Below are 20,440 nucleotides of genomic sequence, written 5' to 3'. Positions count from 1 at the left end.
AGAAAAGCACCTATGTTGCCTGTCCCCTCTATTCCAAGGGAGACAGGCAGTTTTTTGCCCTGAATGGTAAAAGAATCCGAGTAGGACAACATACTATAAGAATGATCTTTCGATATTTACATATTTCCTCTGCATGATATATACCAGTTATTGTGAATAATATATAAATAAAATATAAAATTGATTCACTTGTTTTTTTTAGCTATACTATTAAGGTTCGAAGACAAGACTCTTGTTTTCAAATAAACTCATAAGTATATGTGGTGATAATATGAAGGAATTATTAAAATTTAGTCTTATTGGCATTTTAAATACTGCCATAACAATTGGAAGTTATGGAATTTTAGTATACTTATTTAATATGAACTATATTATCGCCAATATTATTTCCTATATGTTAGGAATGATTAATAGTTATATCTGGAATAAGAACTGGGTATTTCAAGTGAAAGAGAGCTCTTATCTAATTTATTTAAAGTTCCTCTTGGTTAATATAATAATACTTGGGCTTAACACATTATGTTTATTTATTTTGGTCAATATGTTTAACTTGAACAAATTATTTTCACAAATTATTGTAGTAGGTATTGGTATGGGGTTGAATTTTATTCTTACAAAGACATGGACTTTTGCTTCCAAAAGTGCAGATTCTAATGATAGGAGAATTAAATATGAATGAATTAATATCAATTGTTGTTCCGATGTATTTTGAAGAAGAAGTAGCCCAAGAGTGCTATAACCGTTTAAAAAGTGTTATGGATAATCATAAAATTAATTATGAATTTATATTTGTAAATGACGGCAGCACAGATAAGACAATTGATATTTTAAACGAAATTTCAAAAAATGATCATAGGGCTAAGATTGTTAATTTCGCAAGAAATTTTGGCCATCAGAATGCCGTTACAGCAGGTATTGATTTCGCAGTCGGTGATGCTATTGTAATTATTGATGCGGATTTACAAGACCCTCCTGAACTAATTCCACAATTAATTGCCAAATGGAATGATGGGTATGATGTTGTTTATGCGAAGCGTAAGGTTCGGAAAGGCGAAACATTCTTTAAACTTCTTACTGCAAAGACCTTTTATCGCTTCCTTAATTATATGTCAGATATAAATATTCCTAAGGATACAGGTGATTTTAGAATCATTGATAAAAAGGTAGCTGATGTATTCAGGAATATGTCTGAAAAAAACCGATTTATTAGAGGAATGATTTCTTGGATTGGATTCAGGCAATCATATATAGAATATGAAAGAGATGAAAGATTTGCTGGAGAAACAAAATACCCTCTGAAGAAAATGATAAAATTTGCTTCAGACGGAATAATTGCTTTTTCATCAAAACCATTAAGGTTGGTTACAAACTTTGGTTTATTTACTGTCTTAATTTCTATTGGTTTACTCCTTTACTCCATTATAGTGAAATTATTTGGTCGCCCTATTGAATCAGGCTGGACTTCTTTAATGGTTGCTATTTCCTTTTTTAGTGGGATACAATTACTAGGGCTAGGAATTATTGGACAGTATATTGCAAGAATATATGATGAGAGTAAAAATAGGCCTATATATATAGTTAAGGAAACAAAAAATATAGATGAATTATCTAATTATCAAGTAGATAAAAATCAAAAAACACTTAATGAAGCAATGGAATATTCTATAAAAAAGAGGTAAACTATGAAAGAATTTTTAGTGCACGAAAAGAATATGTTCTTAGATTTTTTTAGGAATTCTAAGTTCCTTTTAGGTATAATTTCGTTTTTTGTTATTTTAACTTATGGTATCAAAATATTTTATTTTGATTATTCAATTGATACTGAAGTTATTATGGACAGTTATCTGGAACAAATGGGAAATTGGCTTGGTGTCAATCGACATGGTTTAGTTTTTACAAAGTTTTTGCTATTTAACCATAGGTTTAACCCGTTTGTTGCTAACTTTTTAACATTTTTTACACTGACTATTGTTTGTTTTCTTCTTTGTTACCTAGTTCAAAGAATTAGTAACATTCATGTAAAAAAAACTAGTATCTTTATCCTACCTATCTTATTTTTGTCACACCCAATTATTGCCGAGTTATTAAATTTTACGTTACTGAATTTTGAAGTCTCGTTAGCTATTTTATTTTTAGTGCTTTCTTTACTTTTGAGTTACTACTTTGTAAAGACTAATTATAAAACTTTTGCAATAATGTCGATCATGTTAAATATATGGAGCTTTTTAACCTATCAATCACTGATATCTTTTTATATTGCAGGAACTATTGTAAGTATTTTACTTATACTGAACAATGACCAAAAGGAGCAGCAGGTTAAAGATTTTAAGAGGTATTTTATTATTGTTCTAAAGTACTTACTTATTTTTATGATTTCATTTATTTTGTCTCAATTGTTAGCTTCTGTTCATAAAAATATAATGGGTATTGCTAATTCAACCTATTTATCAAGAAATATATTATGGGGAAAATTACCTTTTAATGAAGTTGTTTCTATTATCTACAATCAAATTAAAAATGTAGTTCTTGCAAGGAGTATTTTCTACAATTATGGGTTTTTATTCAGCACAATTATTGTAGCAGTTATCCTTATCAAGAAATTAAGAAGTGTTAAATCCGTTTATCTTGAAATTCTAGGTTTTATGTTTTTGTATCTATCTCCTTTTTTGTTAACGATTTTATTAGGGCAAAGTGAAGCGGTTCGTGCACAAATGCCTGCACTTCAATTGGTTATAGCATTTAATTTTTACTATATATATTTGCACTTAGATACTAAACTGCTTCAAAGAGTATGGGTTTTATTGTGCATTATTTTAGCTTTTAATCAAAGTTATCTTACGGCAAATTTATTATTTTCAGAGCACGTTAAATATGAAGAAGATGTAACACTGGCTAATCGGATTAACATCCAACTCGACAGCATGGGTATTAGCGACAGAAAAAATTATTCATTAATTATTCTTGGTAAACATGAGCCAGAAAATGTTATAAATTTAAAAGGAGAAACACTTGGTCATTCTTTTTTTGCATGGGATATGGGAACTAAACAAGGTACTACCATTAGAGCTGTTGTTTTTATGCGAACACTTGGTTATCCTTTTCAAAAACCTACAGATGAACAATTAAATTATGCTCATTCCATTAAACAAGAAATGACAGTGTGGCCAGATAAAAACAGTATTCGGATTGAAAATGACTCGATTATCATTAAGCTATCAGAAGATACTGGATATATCGGGGAGAAATAATTCACTAAAAAGTTTATACATCAAATAAACCCCAGTTGGTATATTATCCAACTGGGGTTTATTTTTATTAGCTTATTATTTTATTGAAACTTTGGTTCATCGAATACCAAATTATACTTTGACAGTAAATCATACAGGCTCTTTATTCTGTTTACTTGCTTCACAGCCCAGCCAATATCGGTTGCATATTGATGAGTTCCTGGACTGGCTGGATTCCATCTCATTTTATACAAAGTATCTTGTCCTACTTTAATATAGTTGTTGGCAATAAATTCTGCACCGCCTACAATGGCAAGTTCAGGTGCCGTCCACCCCATTTTATAAGCATATTCAGAACCACATCTATCAGGACAAGCATCCGTTGCTTTAATTCCATACATATTATAGACAACCTTAGGTTCTACCGCTTTTCCATCAACAGATGAAACCAAAATACCAGTTGAAAGAGGAGATGTACCATTACCAGTTTCTAACAAAGCATGGCTGATTAAGTATACTTCGTTAATCCCAAGTCTCGTACCTGCCTCAATGAAGGAACTTGCCTTATCTTGGAGAATCCCATTCCCACTAAGAATTTTACTATTTACTTCATTAACATTAAGTCCAGTACTTTCAGACAATTTTAGGAATTGAAAATACTCATTCGAACTCTCAGAATAATTATTAGGGTTCACGTAATTCTCAACATCGCCTCGAAGGGCATTAATCCAAGCTGAAATTTGATACCAAGTAGGCTGTCCCGGAGTAGTTATTGTATTTTTTATTAATACCTTAACTCCATTATTAATCGTTCCTACAATTGGATAATTCGTCCCTGGACCACCTCTTACATTCCAAGTACCGTTGACAATCCATTCTCCCTTTTCATTTTTCGTCAGTGCATCTTCACGCACGTATTTCGTGTATAAATCGGTTTGTGGCGTTACTTTCATCTGAGCATCTACCACTTGACTTAGAGAATAATTGTAATAGCTTGTTAAGTATACAGGTCCGACTAATGGCTCAACCGAAAATTCTATACTGCCAACACTCTCAGAATCGTAGTACTCCACTTCTATCCAATGAACATTCTCCTGTCCAGGGGCTAGATCGGTTCTGTTTGTAACAGAGATCCTTGCATATTCCTCTCTTACTCCTCCGTTGCTCCAGCTATCTATTATAAGTTTTCCATCCAGGTAAACTCTAACACCATCATCCTGCTTCGCTCTAAATAGATAAGTTCCAGGGTTAATACGCTTAGCCGTTGTATAACGTGCTGAGAAATGGTCGTTCGGGACACTCGGGGCTGGACTGTTCGTCTGAAAGTCTTCAATTAGACTTTTATTTGTTCCAACAGGAGCCAAGGTTTTTGCTGCTACAGGAATTCCTGAAAGTGATTCATTCGGATAATAATAGGCAAGCCACGTATCGAAAGGAACTATATGTGAATATACGGCAGCCTCATTGATATTTTCAAAATAATGTGTCATGACCGAATGATAACCATTACTAACGTTTAGCCATAAAGCCCGATCTGCCTTAGCTGTATAATTCGTCCAACGGTCGATTAATGATTGACCATCAACATCAACCTTGACACTATCATCTGCGAAAGATTGAATAAAATAATCCCCTGCAGAATAATTGCCTGACTGATCAAAATAGGCTTCAAAACTATCAGTTGAAAACGATGCTGGTCCACCTGTTCCCCAATTATATTGGACATCTCTTCCTTGCTGGTAGAGTACCCTATTGGAGCTCAATTTCTGAATATTAAATACCAGATAGGCATCAGAGAGTTTTTGATTATATTCTACAGTGATGGTATGCTCTCCAGCATTTAAATAAATTGCGTTTCTACTTGTACCAACATTCGCCCAATTATTGATTATGGGTTGATTATCGACCAGTACTCTTACTCCATCGTCAGCTTTTGCTTCGAATAAATAGGTTCCAGCTTCGAATGTCATTTTTTTTGTAAATCTCGTTGAAAAGTTTTGCCCTGTAACAGACGGATGGGGCATGTTGTTCGTCCAATTATAGTTCAAGTCCGTAATTTGTGTAAGTCCATTTTTCCCACCGTATATAAACGGTGTTCCCATAAGGTCCTGGTTTGGATAAATTTCCTCAATCCAATTATTAACAATGGCACCTTCGAAAGGTTCAACAGCTACCTCTACTTTTCCTATGTCAGTGGCATTATAATATTGCACCTCAATCCAGTGAACATCCTGCTCTCCAGCTTGTGCATCTGTACGATTCGAGATATCTAGTTTAATAGAATCTTCGCGATAGCCGCTGTTCGTCCAGCGATCCACAACCAGCTTTCCATCCAAATAGACTCGTATTCCATCGTCTGCTTTTGCCCGTAAAATATAGGTTCCAGGTGTAATATGCTTTGCTGTTGTATATCGTGCTGAGAAGTGTGCTGGACCAACTCCTGCAACGGGGCTCGTTGTACCAAAGTCTTCTGATAACATTTTTAAATCCCCTGTTGGTGATACGATTCTCGCATTTGCAGGCATCCCTGACACATTTTCATTTGGATAATAATAAGCGAGCCAAGAGTCAAATGGAACGATGTCTGAAAATAAACCTGCATCGCCAATGTCCTCATAATAATGAGTTTTTACTTTGTGTTGCCCTCCATTAACCCCTAGCCATAATGCTCGGTCAACGGCTGCAGTATTTCCACTCCAACGATTAATCAGCGTTTTTCCATCGACTTCCACTTTAACCCCATCGTCTGCAACAGCTTGAAGAAAGTAATCTCCCCCCTCATATGTTCCCGATTGGTCAAACTCAGCCAAGAAATAATCAGAAGGCTGTCCTACTCCTATACCTCCAGATCCCCAGTTGTAATGGACGGTTTTCCCTGTCAGTACTGGCAGTTGTTCTAACCGCTGGTAATCAAAGGAAAGATAAGCGTCTGCTGTATCTTCGTAGTATTCTACGGTAATAATATGATTGCTACCAGTTAGGTTAATGATCTTTCTTTGAGTTCCATAGCCTGTATTAGGCCAAGCATTAATTATGGTCTCATCATCAATCTTTACTCGGACACCATCATCTGCTCTAGCACTGAATATATACGTACCTGCATCGAGGTTTAACTTTTTGGTAAATCTTGCTGAAAACCTGTTACTTGATACAGCTGAATGCGGCGAACCAGTTCCCCAGTTGAAGTCCAATTTAGTAAGTGGATTAATGGAATTTATACCGCCAAGCACGTATGGAGTTCCTTGAAAATTATTAGTTGGGTATACTTCCCCTACCCATGAATTGACAATAGCATCTTGGAAAGGTTCTATGCCCACTTCTACTTTTCCTGTGTCAGTTGCATTATAATATTGAACCTCTATCCAGTGAACATCCTGTTCCCCTTCTTTAGCATCGGTGCGATTTGAGATATCTAGTTTAATAGAATCATCGCGATAGCCGCTGTTCTTCCAGCGGTCTACAACCAGCTTTCCATCCAAATAGATTCGTATTCCATCATCTGCTTTTGCCCGTAAAATATAGGTTCCAGGTGTAATATGCTTTGCTGTTGTATATCGTGCAGAGAAGTGTGCTGGACCAACTCCTGCAACGGGGCTCGTTGTACCAAAGTCTTCTGATAACATTTTTAAATCCCCTGATGGCGATACAATTCTCGCATCTGCAGGCATCCCTGACATATTTTCACTTTGATAATAATAGGCGAGCCAAGAATCAAATGGAACGACGTCTGAAAATACACCTGCACCATTGGATAATTCAAGATATTTCGTGTATACGGAATAATTACCTTCTTTAACTCCTAACCATAGGGCTCGGTCAATTGTGGAAGTATAGCTGCTCATTCGATTTATTAGACTTACTCCATCAACATTTACCGAAACACCATCATCAGCAAACGCCTGAACAAAATAATCACCATTTGTGAAATATCCGGACTGGTCAAATTCAGCTAAAAAATTATCTACTGGAAACCCTTTTGCTGGACTGCCTGTTCCCCAATTATAATGCACTGGATCTTTCGTTTTTGGTTTATAGGTAGGTTTATAGGAAGAATCAGGTGCTTCTCCGCCCTTTTTCACTAAAACAATCTGAATTGCTTCGATTCGTAAGCCTAATCCCTCTGTTCCGGCGACTTTACCATTTTTCATCCAGTCCATCCAGCCATAATTTTGAGAATGAACTCGATAGTAAATATCATAGTAATTTGCTATATCACCTGTTAATGATATTTTAATAGCTTCCAAGCGTTTGCCTGGTCCGACCGTTCCAGATATTCCACCGTTGGATACACTTTTTTGCCAGCCATCATATTGAACATGTGTGGAATAGGTAATACCTCCAGTATAAGAGGAATTTTGTAGTTTGATATTAATAGCTTCAACACGTAAAGCTTGCCCTTCGGTTCCACTTATTAGCCCATTTGCAACAGGATCTAACCAGCCATAATTTTGGACATGTGTGGCATAAACGACTGATGGTCTATCAGGGTCAATATTAGCTGGTTGTTCCTTAGGTTTAATGACAATTTCAATTGCTTCCAACCGCTTAGCTTCACCACTTGTTCCCGCTAATTCACCGTTTTTTACCCAGTCCATCCAGCCGTAATTTTCGGCATGAACACGGTAATATATATCATAATTCTCAGCTTGTGTACCGGTAAGTTCAATTTTTATGGCTTCTAAGCGTTTTCCTTTTCCTGTAGTTCCACTCTCTCGGCCGTCGGAAACATAATTTAACCAACCGACATCCTGTACATGAGTGGAATATTTCACACCTAAGTCCTGTACATTTCCAACTGAAATTTTAATACTTTCTAATCGTTTTGCCTTTCCTTCTGTACCTGATATATCTCCATCAGAAACTGGATCCTGCCATCCAATGTCCTGTACATGAGTTGCATAATGTACAGAGGGAGTTTCTATTTCTACGGCCTGACCCAAACTTCCCCCTAGATTAAATCCTACCCCGACCAGAAGTAAACTAAATAGTAAAAAAACGATTCTTCGCATCCTTATCTCCTCAAATAAATTGTCATAAAACCGAATGATAGATTTCCAAAAATAGGCATTATTAGCCAATTTTCTCTATTATTCTATCATATTAGCAGAATAGATGTTACAAATTTATTACTAATTTTACAGAATCAAATAAACAAACAGAGTATTAACTAATAGATTATTATTGTGGGAAAACCACCCATATAAAAATGTTATACTAGGATGTATTGTTCGATTTTTATACAACTTAACTTTGATATGTACTACTCCATAACTTATAATTAGGTGATGAATTAAAGGATTGATTGATTTATTTTATTAATATGTATGTTGTAACATATTACACTGGGTGATACTTCAAGAAGGGAATCAAAAAATGTCTACAAAAAAGCGATTACTTACGAACTTTCTCTCCCTTGCGACGATGCAGGGGCTAAACTTTATACTGCCTATCGTAACTTTACCTTATTTATTGAATGTAGTTGGACCAAGTAAATTTGGCCTTATCAGTTTCTCACAAGCATTTATTACCTACTTCATACTCTTTACAGACTACGGCTTCAACCTAGTAGCTACAAGAGACATTTCTTTAGCGAGAGAAGATAAGAAAAAACTATCCGTTATTTTTTCTTCGGTAATGACGGTTAGACTTCTCCTCTTAGCTATAAGCTTGCTTATTCTAATTGTTACAGTAACCTTCATACCTAAGTTCCAAGATGACAAAATACTATACTTTTTAACCTTTGGAATGGCAATAGGAAATGTGTTGTTTCCAGTATGGTTTTTCCAAGGCATGGAGCATATGAAAGTGATTTCTATTCTAAACATTATTTCAAAGTCTATATTTACTATTGGTATTTTTGTGTTAGTAAAAGGTCCATCTCAATACTTATATGTTCCTGTACTTAATTCACTAGGGTATATTTCAATTGGATTAGTTGGTTTATTTATTGTTATTTTCAAGTATAAAATTCGGATAAGCCTTCCTTCTAAAAATCAAATCGTACATCAATTTAAAGAAGGCTGGGATATTTTCGTATCAAATTTTGCGACAAGTCTATACACAACAAGCAATGTTTTTATTCTTGGTTTTTTTGCAAGCAATACAATTGTTGGTTATTTTTCAAGTGCTGAGAAAATCATTAGGGCAATTACCAGTATTATTGCCCCAATTATCCAAACAGTTTATCCATATTTAAGCAGGGCACTTCAAGAGTCAAAGGAAAATGCACTTTCTATTATCCATAAAGTATTTATATTAATTACTTTAAGTATGGGAATACTATCAATTGCTGTAGGTGTGTTTGCAAAACCCCTAGTAGAGATAGGGCTAGGACCTGAATACAGGGAGACGATCCCGCTCTTGCAAATTTTAGCGATATTACCGTTAATACTTGGCTGGGCAAACGTTTTTGGCATATTAACGATGATCAATTTTGATTATAAAAAGCAATTATCCCGTATTTATGTTTCAGCAAGTATATTTAGTGTTATTTCTATGATTATACTGATTCCTCTATATAAACAATATGGAACTGCTTGGACATCTCTTTTAACTGAAGTATTTGTTACCATATTAATGGTGATTTTTCTTTGGAAAAAAGATTTACATGTATGGAGGAAAAGGAGAAAAGCGGTAAGCAAAGTTATGAGGTAATACTCAAAAAAAAGGCGACTGATAATTTCCATTGGAAAATGCAAATTATCAATCGCTTTTTTATTTCAATATTTTTTTAATGCATAAAGAATTTTAAAAATGAAGGTATCTCTATCGTTTTGCCTATATAAAGGCGTATTAAATGTATAAAGAGTTCTAGTAATGAAATTATTTTGTTTAAATAAATAATCTCGAATTAGCTTCGCTTGTTCAGCCTTTAATTTATCTTTAAATAAATGATAAAATTCCTCTACCTGTTTGGTAATAGGATTCTCTTTTCCCTTTTTCTGAAAATTTTTGTAACGGACAATGGCACTTTTTAGTTTATTATCCGCCATACCCAAGGTATTTGACGAGTGCTGTCGGTAAAGAAGATGTGATTCCTCATCGTAAATTATTTTCCCAAATGCAGCACCTAGTAAATAAAACCAAGCATCATGCATTGTAATTTTATTGACTGCTGGAACATGGCTTTTGAATAATTCAAGCATGGCTCTATTAAAAACAATGGTACAACCAGTCGCTATATTTTGAACGAGTGCGTTTTCTAAGGATGCTCCTTTTGGAGGTATTGGTGAGTGCTTAATAAATTGAAGGTCCTCGTCTACAATATCTAAACGTGAAAAATACAGTAAAGGAATATTCGATTTTTCCTTCCCCAATAAGCTGACAGCCCTAGATACTTTTGTAGGTTTCCAGAAATCATCCTGATCGCAAAAAGCAAAAAAATCAGCTGTCTCGGAAGCATTCAAAGCTAAATCAAAAAAGCTAGAAATAACCCCTTTATTTTCTCCCTTTATGACCTTAATATTGGGATATTTTGCACCATAGGACTCTAAAACACTTACCGTATCATCTTTTGAACCATCATCGCGCACCAAAATTTCAATATTTTCGTGATCCTGCTGGAGCAGGCTGTCCAACTGCTGTGCAATAAATTTTTGACCGTTATAGGTAGACAATAATATTTGTGCTTTTTTCACTTGATAAACTCCATTCATTAAAAACCTTTTTATCTTATTGATAACTATCCAACTGTTTTGCCATAAACTTTAATAAATCTTCTCTTAATTCTTCTTTCTTTAATGCAAATTCAATAGTGGTTTCAATAAATCCAAGCTTTTCTCCGACATCATACCGATTTCCTTCAAATTCATAAGCAAATACACGTTGAATATGATTTAAATTCTGGATGGCATCGGTAAGCTGGATTTCACCGCCGGCTCCAATTTCCTGCTTATCTAAAAACATAAAAATCTCAGGTGTAAAAATATATCTCCCGATAATAGCTAGATTCGAAGGTGCTGTCCCGTTTTTCGGTTTTTCAACAAAGTTACTTACTTGATAAGAACGTCCTTGCTGGTCAGTTGGATCGATAATCCCGTATCGATGTGTTTCGTCTTCTGGAACCCTCTGTACACCAATGACGGAAGAATGGGTTCGATCAAATTCATTCATCAATTGTTTAAGGCATGGTGTCTCAGCCTGGACAATATCATCACCGAGTAATACGGCAAACGGTTCATTTCCAATAAAGTTTCGGGCACACCAAACGGCATGACCAAGCCCTTTTGGTTCCTTTTGTCTAATATAGTGGATATCCACCATTCTTGACGGTTCTTGAACTTTCTCAAGTAAATCAAATTTTTCTTTAGTAAGGAGGGTTTGTTCTAGTTCATAAGCAAAATCGAAATGGTCTTCAATCGCCCTTTTTCCTTTTCCTGTTACAATAATAATATCTTCTATTCCGGATTCCATTGCTTCTTCTACTATGTATTGAATTGTTGGCTTATCAACAATTGGCAGCATCTCTTTAGGCATCGCTTTTGTTGCCGGAAGAAAACGAGTGCCAAGCCCCGCAGCTGGAATGATTGCTTTCCTAACTTTTTTCATTTTGTTCTTCCTTTCTGCCTTACTTTAATGTAAAAAATATTGATTAATTACTTACTCAATACTAGTTTGAGGTTTATATCATTAAAATTATTCCATAATAAAATTGAATTTACAAGATATTACACTACGTTTTTCCGCGTATGTAAAAGGACCTGAAACCTACTTATGATTTCAAGTCCTCAGAATTCCTACATATTTATATTAATTCCTTTTCTTCATTCAGATTTTTAAAAATGGATTAATATATTCTAAAATATTGATCAATGCCGTCTGCGATTGCTTGCGCTAATATATTTTGATATGAATCCGTAATTAATTTTTGACGGTCACTAGCGTTATTAATAAAGCCAATCTCAATTAAAGTCGCCGGGACAGCTGTCTCACGCAGGACCGAAAAATCTGCCCCATCTGCTCCACGGTTAACCGCATTTGTATAAGCAATCACTTTTTCCTGAATCAAGCTTGCAAGTTTCATACTCTTTGCAATTCTATCAGGATTAGTCGCCATATCAGCATTGATTTTTGAAGGGTTACTTGGATCAATTTGATAATAAAAATCCTCAATACCAGTTGCAGTTGTAGAACTTGATCCAGTTGAGTTCGTGTGAATACTAACAAAAATATCAGGATTTAAACTATTCGCCATCTTAGATCGATCTATCAATTCTACATTCGTATCGCCAGTACGGGACATATACACGGTATATCCACGGCTTAATAGCAACGACTGAACTTTTTGTGCCACTGCCAGATTTAAATGTGATTCTTTAATCCCACCAGCCACTGCACCAGGATCACTTCCACCATGTCCTGGATCTAAAAATACTATATATGGTCTCTTGAATGCTGATCTTTCACTTACTGATTCCCCTTGACCTTTTGGTACCAGCTTAATTTCTATAGCTTCTAAACGTTTTGAAAGCCCTTCTGATCCTGCCTTCATCCCATTCTTTGCCCAGCCTAGCCAACCATATGACTCAACATGAACACGATAATAGACATCAAAGTAAGCTGCTATATCGCCTGTTAAATTTACTTTTATAGCTTCCAATCGTTTGCCTGGTCCTACTGTTCCGGATATCTCTCCATTGGAAACATTATTTAACCAGCCATCGTATTGAACATGCGTTGAATAAGTAATAGCTCCACTATAAGGTGAATTTTTCAAATTAATCTTAATCGCTTCTAAACGTTTTCCTTGCCCCTCGGTTCCACCCATTGCACCATCAGCAACATTATTCAGCCAACCATAGGTTTCGACATGGGTTGAATAAACTACAGATGGTTTTGTAAGGAATGGCTTTTCGGTTGTACCAGGAGCTGTACCACCTTTTTCAACCAGTAGAATCTCCATGGCTTCAATTCGTAGAGATAATCCCTCTGTCCCTGCAGGTTCACCATTTTTTGCCCAACCTAACCAGCCAAAATTTTGTGAATGAACACGGTAATAGATATCATAGTAATTTGCAATCTCACCTGTTAATCCGATTTTAATGGCTTCCATTCGCTTGCCTGGTCCTACTGTACCCGATATTTCATTATTAGCTACATTATTTAACCAACCATCATTTTGAATATGCGTTGAATACGTAATTTCTCCACTATATGGTGCATCTTTTAAATTAATCTTTATTGCTTCTAAACGTTTCGCTTGTCCTTCAGTTCCGCTTAGTTCTCCGTCTGCTACATAATCCAACCAACCATATGTTTCAACATGCGACGAATAAACTACAGATGGTTTAGTAGGTAGTGGCGTTTCTGTAGAACCGGGAGCTTCTCCACCTTTATTAACTAAAACGATCTCAATAGCTTCCAGACGTTTAGCTTTCCCCGTTGTTCCCGCTAATTCGCCATTTTTGACCCATTCCATCCAACCATAATCTTGAGCATGTACACGATAATAGATATCGTAATTTACAGCTTTTGTACCGGTAAGCTCTATTTTGATGGCCTCTTGCTGTTTTGACATGCCTGTAGTTCCACTTTCTACTCCGTCAGAAACATAGTCTAACCAGCCTTGATCCTGTACATGTGTGGAGTATTTTACACCTAAATCCTGTACATTAGTAACTGAAATTTTAATACTTTCTAAGCGCTTTGCTTTACCTTCTGTACCAGAAATCTCTCCATCAGAAACCTGGTTTTGCCAGCCAATATCTTGTATATGTGTGGCATAATTAATAGAAGGTTTTTCGATAGCTACTTGTGTAGTTAAAGATTCTTGTAAGATACTACTTTTTTCTAACAAGGTATTGTCTTGTTCAATACTAGGACTTAAAAGTTCGACGTCTCCGGATTTAATAATACCTTCTCGATTTCCTACTGTGATAGAATAATATTCCCCAGCCATATTTGTTACCGAATATTCCACTTCCGGAGCAAGTTTTAGAATAGTAGTTTCCAAGCTTTCATCCGAATATACTTCAGTTAGAAAGTGAGTTACTATTTTTTCTGAGGTAACTCCTGTTTCAGCAGCAACCAGAGTAAAGGTAATATCTTCAGAGTTGACCATTTTAGTTGATTTTTCTTCAATATAGGCCAATTCGCCATCCCACTGAAAGTAAACTTTTCCATCATGGATTGTACTAATCTGTATTTGAGTAGCCAAATTGAATTCTCCGACTACTTTTTGTTCTTTATTAAATATGTCTGTCCTTTCGATTGTTTCGACATATCCTTCATTCATGTCATTTGAATTTATCTCCTGTGAGAATGCAAGAGTAGGAGAATAAAGAGATGACAAGACCAGACAAAAAAGAACAAAAACTATTATATTTTTTTTAAACACAGTAATGCTTCCCCTCCTTCTTGTCTATTATATATTCTTTTGGTATTTATTTGGTTAGAATACTAAAAAAATGTTGAAAAATGTTATCAGAAATGAAGAAAGCTGCCCTCAAAAGTTATGTTCAACTTTAGAGGACAGCTCTTTTAAAGAGTAGCTATTTATTATTTTTTATATACTGGTATTTCTAAGAAAACAGTATATGGTTGTATTTTATAGACATCATACATCGCGTTGACTTGTTTAGCTGCCCAGCCAATATCAGTTGCATATTGATGATCCGCAAAACGCTTAGTAGCCATTACGTCTGGGTTCCAACGCATTTCATAAATTGTATTTTGAACAACTTTATAGATGTTATTGCCAGTCGTATAACCATCTTCAATAAAGGCAGCCCCGCCCACTATTGCATCGTATGGAGTGAACCAACCTTTTTCATAGGCAGTTTGAGCTCCACATTCAATTGGACAATGATCTAATGCTCCTACACCATACATGTTATAAACGGTCTTATCCTTATAAGTTACTCCTTTTGCAAGAGTCGAAAGACCATGTCCTGTTTCTAATAATGTATGGGCCATTAAATATACTTCATTAATCCCATATTTAATTCCAGCGTCAACAAAGGCTTGACCCTGACCTGCTAATATTCCTTTACCTACAAGATATTGATTTAAAGCATCCTTTGAAACTCCACTAGTTTTTCTCAGGTCCATGAATTGAAATTTTTGCTTCTCATCATTTATGATATTAGTTGGGTCCAAATAATATCGTACATCTGAGCTGGTTGCATTGCGCCATTCACCAAAGCTTACTTTATACCAACCACTATTATCTTCTTCTAAAATCTTTAGTAGCGTATCTTTTTTTACTTTAGCGTAAATATGACTAGCTGCACTCTTTTCGGCCATAATATCAAGTGAGGTAGTAGTTACTTGACCTACTTTTACATTAGCCGTTGCAAGCGAGCTATGCACGTATAGGATGGTTCCTGTGTATTCAATTTTATACCATTTTGTACTACCTGAAACCTTTTCTCCCAGAACATTATCATCCAATACTTTGAATAAAATCCCTTTACCAACGGTTGCAAAGATACTACTAGTCGTATTAGGAGAGGTTCTAAGGTTTACTTCAGTTCCACTTATCGATCCACCATTATTTAATACAGTAATGGATTGACTGCTTACATAAGCAGGAGCATTACTATATTTATCAGTCTGGGGAGCGGGATTAGCTTTCATTTGCAAAGTTATTGCGTCATTTAACGTGATATTATAGGAAGAAGTTAAATCAGCCTCAATAAATGGCTTGTTTGTCGCTCCTGGTGCTGCTCCACCTTTTTCAACTAATTTAATCTCTATTGCTTCCAATCGCTTTGAAAGTCCCTTTGTACCAGCAGAATCCCCGTTTTTTGCCCAACCTAGCCAGCCATAGGTTTCTGCGTGTACTCGGTAATAAATATCGTACCTTTGTTCCATTTCACCAGTCAAATTTATCTGGATTGCTTCTAAACGTTTCCCTTCACCAGCTGTTCCAGATAATGCTCCATTTGATACATTATTTAACCAGCCATACCCTTCAACATGGGTCTTGTAAGAAATATCACCAGAGTATAGAGAATTATTTAATGAAATCTTTATGGCTTCCATTCGTTTTGCTTTTCCTTCTGTCCCAGACATTTTTCCATCAGATACATCCGCTAACCAGCCATAATCTTGGATATGGGTAGAATAAACAACAGATGGATCAATAATAAATGGGGTTTTTGTAGAACCTGGTGCTGCTCCACCTTTTGCCACTAGAACAATCTCAACTGCTTCCAATCGCTTTGAACGACCTTGTGTACCAGCAGATTCCCCATTTTTAGCCCAATCTAACCAGCCATAGGTTTCTGCGTGAACACGGTAATAAATATCGTAATGTTGTTCCATCTCACCAGTCAAATTTATCTGAATCGCTTCTAAACGTTTCCCTTCACCAGCTGTTCCGGATAATGCTCCATTTGAAACATTATTTAACCAGCCAGACCCTTCAACATGGGTCTTGTAAGAAATACCTCCAGAATATGGAGCATTATTTAATGAAATCTTTATGGCTTCCATTCGTTTTGCTTTTCCTTGTGTTCCTGACATTTCTCCATCAGACACACCCGCTAACCAACCGTAATCTTGGATATGGGTAGAATAAACAACAGATGGATCAACAATTAATGGGTTATTTGTAGGACCTGGTGCTGCTCCACCCTTTGCAACAAGGACAATCTCAATTGCTTCTAATCGCTTTGAAAGTCCTTGTGTACCAGAAGAATTCCCATTTTTAGCCCAATCTAGCCAACCATAAGTTTCTGCGTGGACACGGTAATAAATATCGTAATGTTGTTCCATTTCACCAGTCAAATTTATCTGTATCGCTTCCAACCGTTTGCTTTCACCAGATGTTCCAGATAATGCTCCATTGGATACATTATTTAACCAGCCATAATCTTGAACATGAGTCTTGTAAGTTATATCTCCTGGATAAGGGGCATTATCTAATGAAATTTTAATGGCTTCCATTCGTTTTGCTTGACCTTGTGTTCCTGACATTTCTCCATTGGAAACACCTGTTAACCAACCGAAATCTTGTACATGGGTTGAGTAACTAACAGTAGGGTTTTCTAAGGAACTTATTGGAGCAGTTTGAACTGACTCTAAAGTATTATTTTTAGTTACTGTGTTGGAATTTTCCTCGCTAACAATTTGGTTATCTTTAGTAGATATAACTTCCCCAGTTGGATTGCCATTTTCATCAACTGTTCCTACTTCTTCAACAATCATTGAACCGGAACTATCTACTGCATAAGCAATTGATCCGTCTGAAAGAATTGTTGAACCCATAAATAACATACCAGTTAGAACTAATCTCCCGCGCATGTATCATACTCCCAATAGTTAAAATTTTTATATCTATTAATCTAGCAAAAAAAATGCAAATATCAGTGTCTATCATTTTCTTTCTCTATATTTAGTATAGTATCATGTTTAGTCATTTTTTGTAATAAATTATCAATATTTGTAATTAGTATTTTTCACCATCTACACAGTAGAAACTATTTGATATTTTCTATGAATTCTATCAATTCAAACCTTATGTTCCCTATATACAAGACAGCTAAAAAATTACAAAAAAAATAACCCTCCTGATTGTCTGAAGAGCTATTGGATCTATACTTTTAGTACTTTTCATTAATATGAGTATCTGTTGGTATATTTTCTTCATATTTACATCCGGTTAGGATAATTGTAAACAATAACAATACCAAGCAAAGTTTTTTCAATAGAATCATCTCCCTAAGACCATAATGCCATATTAGAGAGAGGACATAAAGACCAAAAATACTACCAATTATCTTATTTTTCCAAAGGATGAAATAACACTAGATGGAAAGATTCCTTTTAAGCTTATCACCAAAGTCAATTGGCTTTTTATTTGATAAATTAAAATGATAAAGGATTGCCTTCACAATTCTTTCAGACGCCAGACCATCCCCATAAGGGTTGGATGCTTTCGCCATCAGATTGTGCGCCTTCATATCCGACAACAGTTCATCTGCAAGCTGGTATATTCTTTCCTCATCTGTTCCTGCAAGCTTCAATGTACCAGCCTTAACTCCCTCAGGTCTCTCAGTTGTATCCCTTAGAACGAGTACCGGAACTCCTAAGGAAGGTGCTTCCTCTTGGACGCCACCAGAATCAGTTAGAATTAAATACGCCCTTGAAGCAAAATTATGAAAATCAATTACATCTAAAGGCTCAATTAAGTGTATACGATTGTTTTCACCAAGTACTCTATTCGCAATTTCACGAACAACAGGATTCATATGTACAGGATAAACCACTTGTATATCTTCGTGCTTCTCCACTAACCGTCTAATCGCATTAAACATATTCTCCATCGGCTTACCAGTATTTTCTCTGCGGTGCGCGGTCATTAATACTAATCGATCTTCACCAAGCCTGTCCAATATAGAGTGGGAATAATGTGTTTTTACAGTTGTTTTTAGGGCATCAATAGCGGTGTTTCCAGTAACAAAAATGGATTCAGCGTGCTTATTTTCAACTAAGAGGTTTTCTTTCGATTGAGTTGTTGGAGAAAAATGCAGATCCGCTAATACTCCTGTAAGTTGCCTGTTCATCTCTTCAGGATAAGGAGAATATTTATTCCTTGTCCGAAGTCCTGCCTCGACATGCCCAATAGGTATAGCGTTATAAAATGCTGCCAAACTTGCTACAAATGTCGTAGTGGTATCACCATGAACTAAAACAAGATCAGGCTTTACCTCTTGAAACACCTTATTTAATCCTTCTAAGCTGCGTGTAGTTACATCAATTAAGGTTTGGCGATCCTTCATGATATTTAAGTCGTAATCAGGCTGGATATCAAATACCTTTAACACCTGGTCAAGCATTTCTCTATGTTGTGCCGTAACTGTTACAATCGATTGTATTTTATCATTATGCTTCGCTAGTTCCTTCACAAGGGGAGCCATTTTAATCGCTTCGGGTCTGGTCCCAAATACGGTCATTACTTTTAATTGATTCTGCATAAATACCTCCAAACCATTGTCTTGGGTAAGTATTAGTTATTTGAATTATCTAAATAATAACAAAATACTGGTTTAAAAGCACTAAAAAATTAAATTAGAAAACAATCTAGATAAGTGCATCGATTTTCAATTATCCTTACAAATCAACCCGCAAAATTTAGCTAATTACACAAATAGTTAATATACTTATTTAGTAGAATGAAACGTGTTTTTGGAATTACGCTTATCCCATAATAAAGGGAGATTACCAAAATAGGTAACCTCCCTTTAATTAGTTAGCAATATCTTCAGAAACCACAATTTCACTAGACATTTTCTTCTCTAATGTCATCAATATCAGGTATACAGGCAAAAGAATCAACGCAGCGATTTCAACAATAAATTCAAAGTAATACCAGGAAAGCGTTGCTAAGATGTCATATACGGAATGCACCAGAACGGTCACCCAGAGATTTCTCGTCCATAATAAGATCAATCCAAATAATAAACCCATGTTGGCAAATGTGACAATTGCTCCAATTTCATATTGCCATGATTGGACCGAGCTTAGTGTATGGTCAATTCCGAATAACACGGAAGTGACGAAGAGCGCAAGTAAGACAAAAATATCTCGCCTGCCTTTTTCCCAGCGCCTTGGAAAGATTTTTTTAAAAACAAACAGGATGAGAATGATATAGGCCAATCGCCATACTTCTTCGAGACCAGCAAGGATATCTGTAAAAATATCGTATCCCACAGCATCAATTTCATCGATAACTTCCCACATCTTATCAACAGATTCTATTGGCTCACTTGGCTCTACTATATCGCTTTCATCCGAAACCACTTCTGTATAGGTCTCAACATATTGCTCATAATCGTTGCTAAAATCTTTAAAAGCGTAAGAGGAATAGATATTTATAATGGTGCTGCCGAGAATAAAGAGCAAAAAGGCGCCTATAAATTGTCGTGTATGTTGTATCTTTGTTTTTTGAATTCCATTACGGAGTCTTCGGTGAAGCTTCAATCCGATAAAAAAGGATGATACCATAATCGCGTCATAGATGGTACCAGCTAATTGGCTGTAGCCACTTAAATAGAGGATGAGTTCAACCCCTATCGTAATCGTGAGAAGTGCAAATAAAAGCTGCTTCGAAATTGGCGCCGTTAAGTTATTTGTCATTTTTATATCCCTGCCTTTGAGACTAGCTGCATTCTTTACCTTCCAAAAAGCTGTACAGCTAAAATTCCAAATCCATTTAATAACAGCAGGAAAAGTAAGCACCCAATGATCCAAATCCATTTTCTTGACAA

The 20,440-nt window shown here is 35.7% G+C and carries 11 protein-coding genes; 4 read left to right on the top strand and 7 right to left on the bottom strand.

All coding sequences use genetic code 11. The annotated features are described in order from the left end of the window. Positions 1–271 precede the first annotated feature (271 nt). Genes ABC255_RS04560 through ABC255_RS04550 form a run of 3 tightly spaced genes read left to right on the top strand, consistent with a single transcriptional unit; the run spans position 272 to position 3,248 of the window. Complete coding sequence (locus ABC255_RS04560) at positions 272–679, top strand: GtrA family protein (protein WP_412991652.1); 408 nt, start codon at positions 272–274, stop codon at positions 677–679. Next, positions 672–1,679, top strand: coding sequence for a glycosyltransferase family 2 protein (locus ABC255_RS04555; RefSeq protein ID WP_412991650.1), 1,008 nt, complete (start codon positions 672–674; stop codon positions 1,677–1,679). Before ABC255_RS04560 ends, ABC255_RS04555 begins: the two co-directional genes overlap by 8 nt. A 3-nt stretch (positions 1,680–1,682) precedes the next feature. After that, complete coding sequence (locus tag ABC255_RS04550; protein WP_412991649.1) at positions 1,683–3,248, top strand: glucosyltransferase domain-containing protein; 1,566 nt, start codon at positions 1,683–1,685, stop codon at positions 3,246–3,248. A gap of 80 nt (positions 3,249–3,328) precedes the next feature. Here ABC255_RS04550 and ABC255_RS04545 read toward each other — a convergent pair whose 3' ends face one another. Further along, the gene (locus tag ABC255_RS04545) at positions 3,329–8,236 is read right to left on the bottom strand and encodes a PA14 domain-containing protein (RefSeq protein ID WP_412991647.1); all 4,908 of its coding nucleotides are present in this window, start codon (positions 8,234–8,236) and stop codon (positions 3,329–3,331) included. A 364-nt stretch (positions 8,237–8,600) separates the two neighbouring features. Here ABC255_RS04545 and ABC255_RS04540 point away from each other — a divergent pair, with 364 nt between their 5' ends. Beyond that, on the top strand, positions 8,601–9,881 hold the full coding sequence (locus tag ABC255_RS04540) for a flippase (RefSeq protein ID WP_412991646.1): 1,281 nt from the start codon (positions 8,601–8,603) through the stop codon (positions 9,879–9,881). Positions 9,882–9,946: 65 nt separating this feature from the next. On the opposite strand, the gene ABC255_RS04535 is transcribed toward ABC255_RS04540, so the two are convergent. The 6 genes from ABC255_RS04535 to ABC255_RS04510 form a co-directional block, all read right to left on the bottom strand. Next, positions 9,947–10,864, bottom strand: coding sequence for a glycosyltransferase family 2 protein (locus tag ABC255_RS04535; RefSeq protein ID WP_412991645.1), 918 nt, complete (start codon positions 10,862–10,864; stop codon positions 9,947–9,949). 34 nt (positions 10,865–10,898) lie between these two features. Continuing rightward, positions 10,899–11,774 carry a UTP--glucose-1-phosphate uridylyltransferase GalU gene (gene galU / locus ABC255_RS04530; RefSeq protein WP_412991644.1) on the bottom strand — a complete coding sequence of 292 codons (876 nt, stop codon included), beginning with the start codon at positions 11,772–11,774 and terminating at the stop codon, positions 10,899–10,901. A 238-nt stretch (positions 11,775–12,012) separates the two neighbouring features. After that, positions 12,013–14,460 carry an N-acetylmuramoyl-L-alanine amidase gene (locus ABC255_RS04525; protein ID WP_412991642.1) on the bottom strand — a complete coding sequence of 816 codons (2,448 nt, stop codon included), beginning with the start codon at positions 14,458–14,460 and terminating at the stop codon, positions 12,013–12,015. 263 nt (positions 14,461–14,723) lie between these two features. Continuing rightward, complete coding sequence (locus ABC255_RS04520) at positions 14,724–17,474, bottom strand: SH3 domain-containing protein (protein ID WP_412991641.1); 2,751 nt, start codon at positions 17,472–17,474, stop codon at positions 14,724–14,726. 503 nt (positions 17,475–17,977) lie between these two features. Then, entirely contained in the window at positions 17,978–19,147 is a 1,170-nt protein-coding gene (gene wecB, locus ABC255_RS04515; RefSeq protein WP_412991640.1) for a non-hydrolyzing UDP-N-acetylglucosamine 2-epimerase, read from the bottom strand. A gap of 271 nt (positions 19,148–19,418) precedes the next feature. Then, positions 19,419–20,429 carry a CPBP family intramembrane glutamic endopeptidase gene (locus tag ABC255_RS04510; RefSeq protein WP_412991639.1) on the bottom strand — a complete coding sequence of 337 codons (1,011 nt, stop codon included), beginning with the start codon at positions 20,427–20,429 and terminating at the stop codon, positions 19,419–19,421. Positions 20,430–20,440: the final 11 nt, after the last annotated feature.

The sequence above is a fragment of the Neobacillus canaveralius genome, from assembly GCF_047237705.1.
GTDB lineage: Bacteria > Bacillota > Bacilli > Bacillales > Cytobacillaceae > Neobacillus > Neobacillus niacini_K.
Note: the sequence above shows the minus strand (reverse complement) of the source record. Positions and strands in the feature narration are given on the sequence as shown.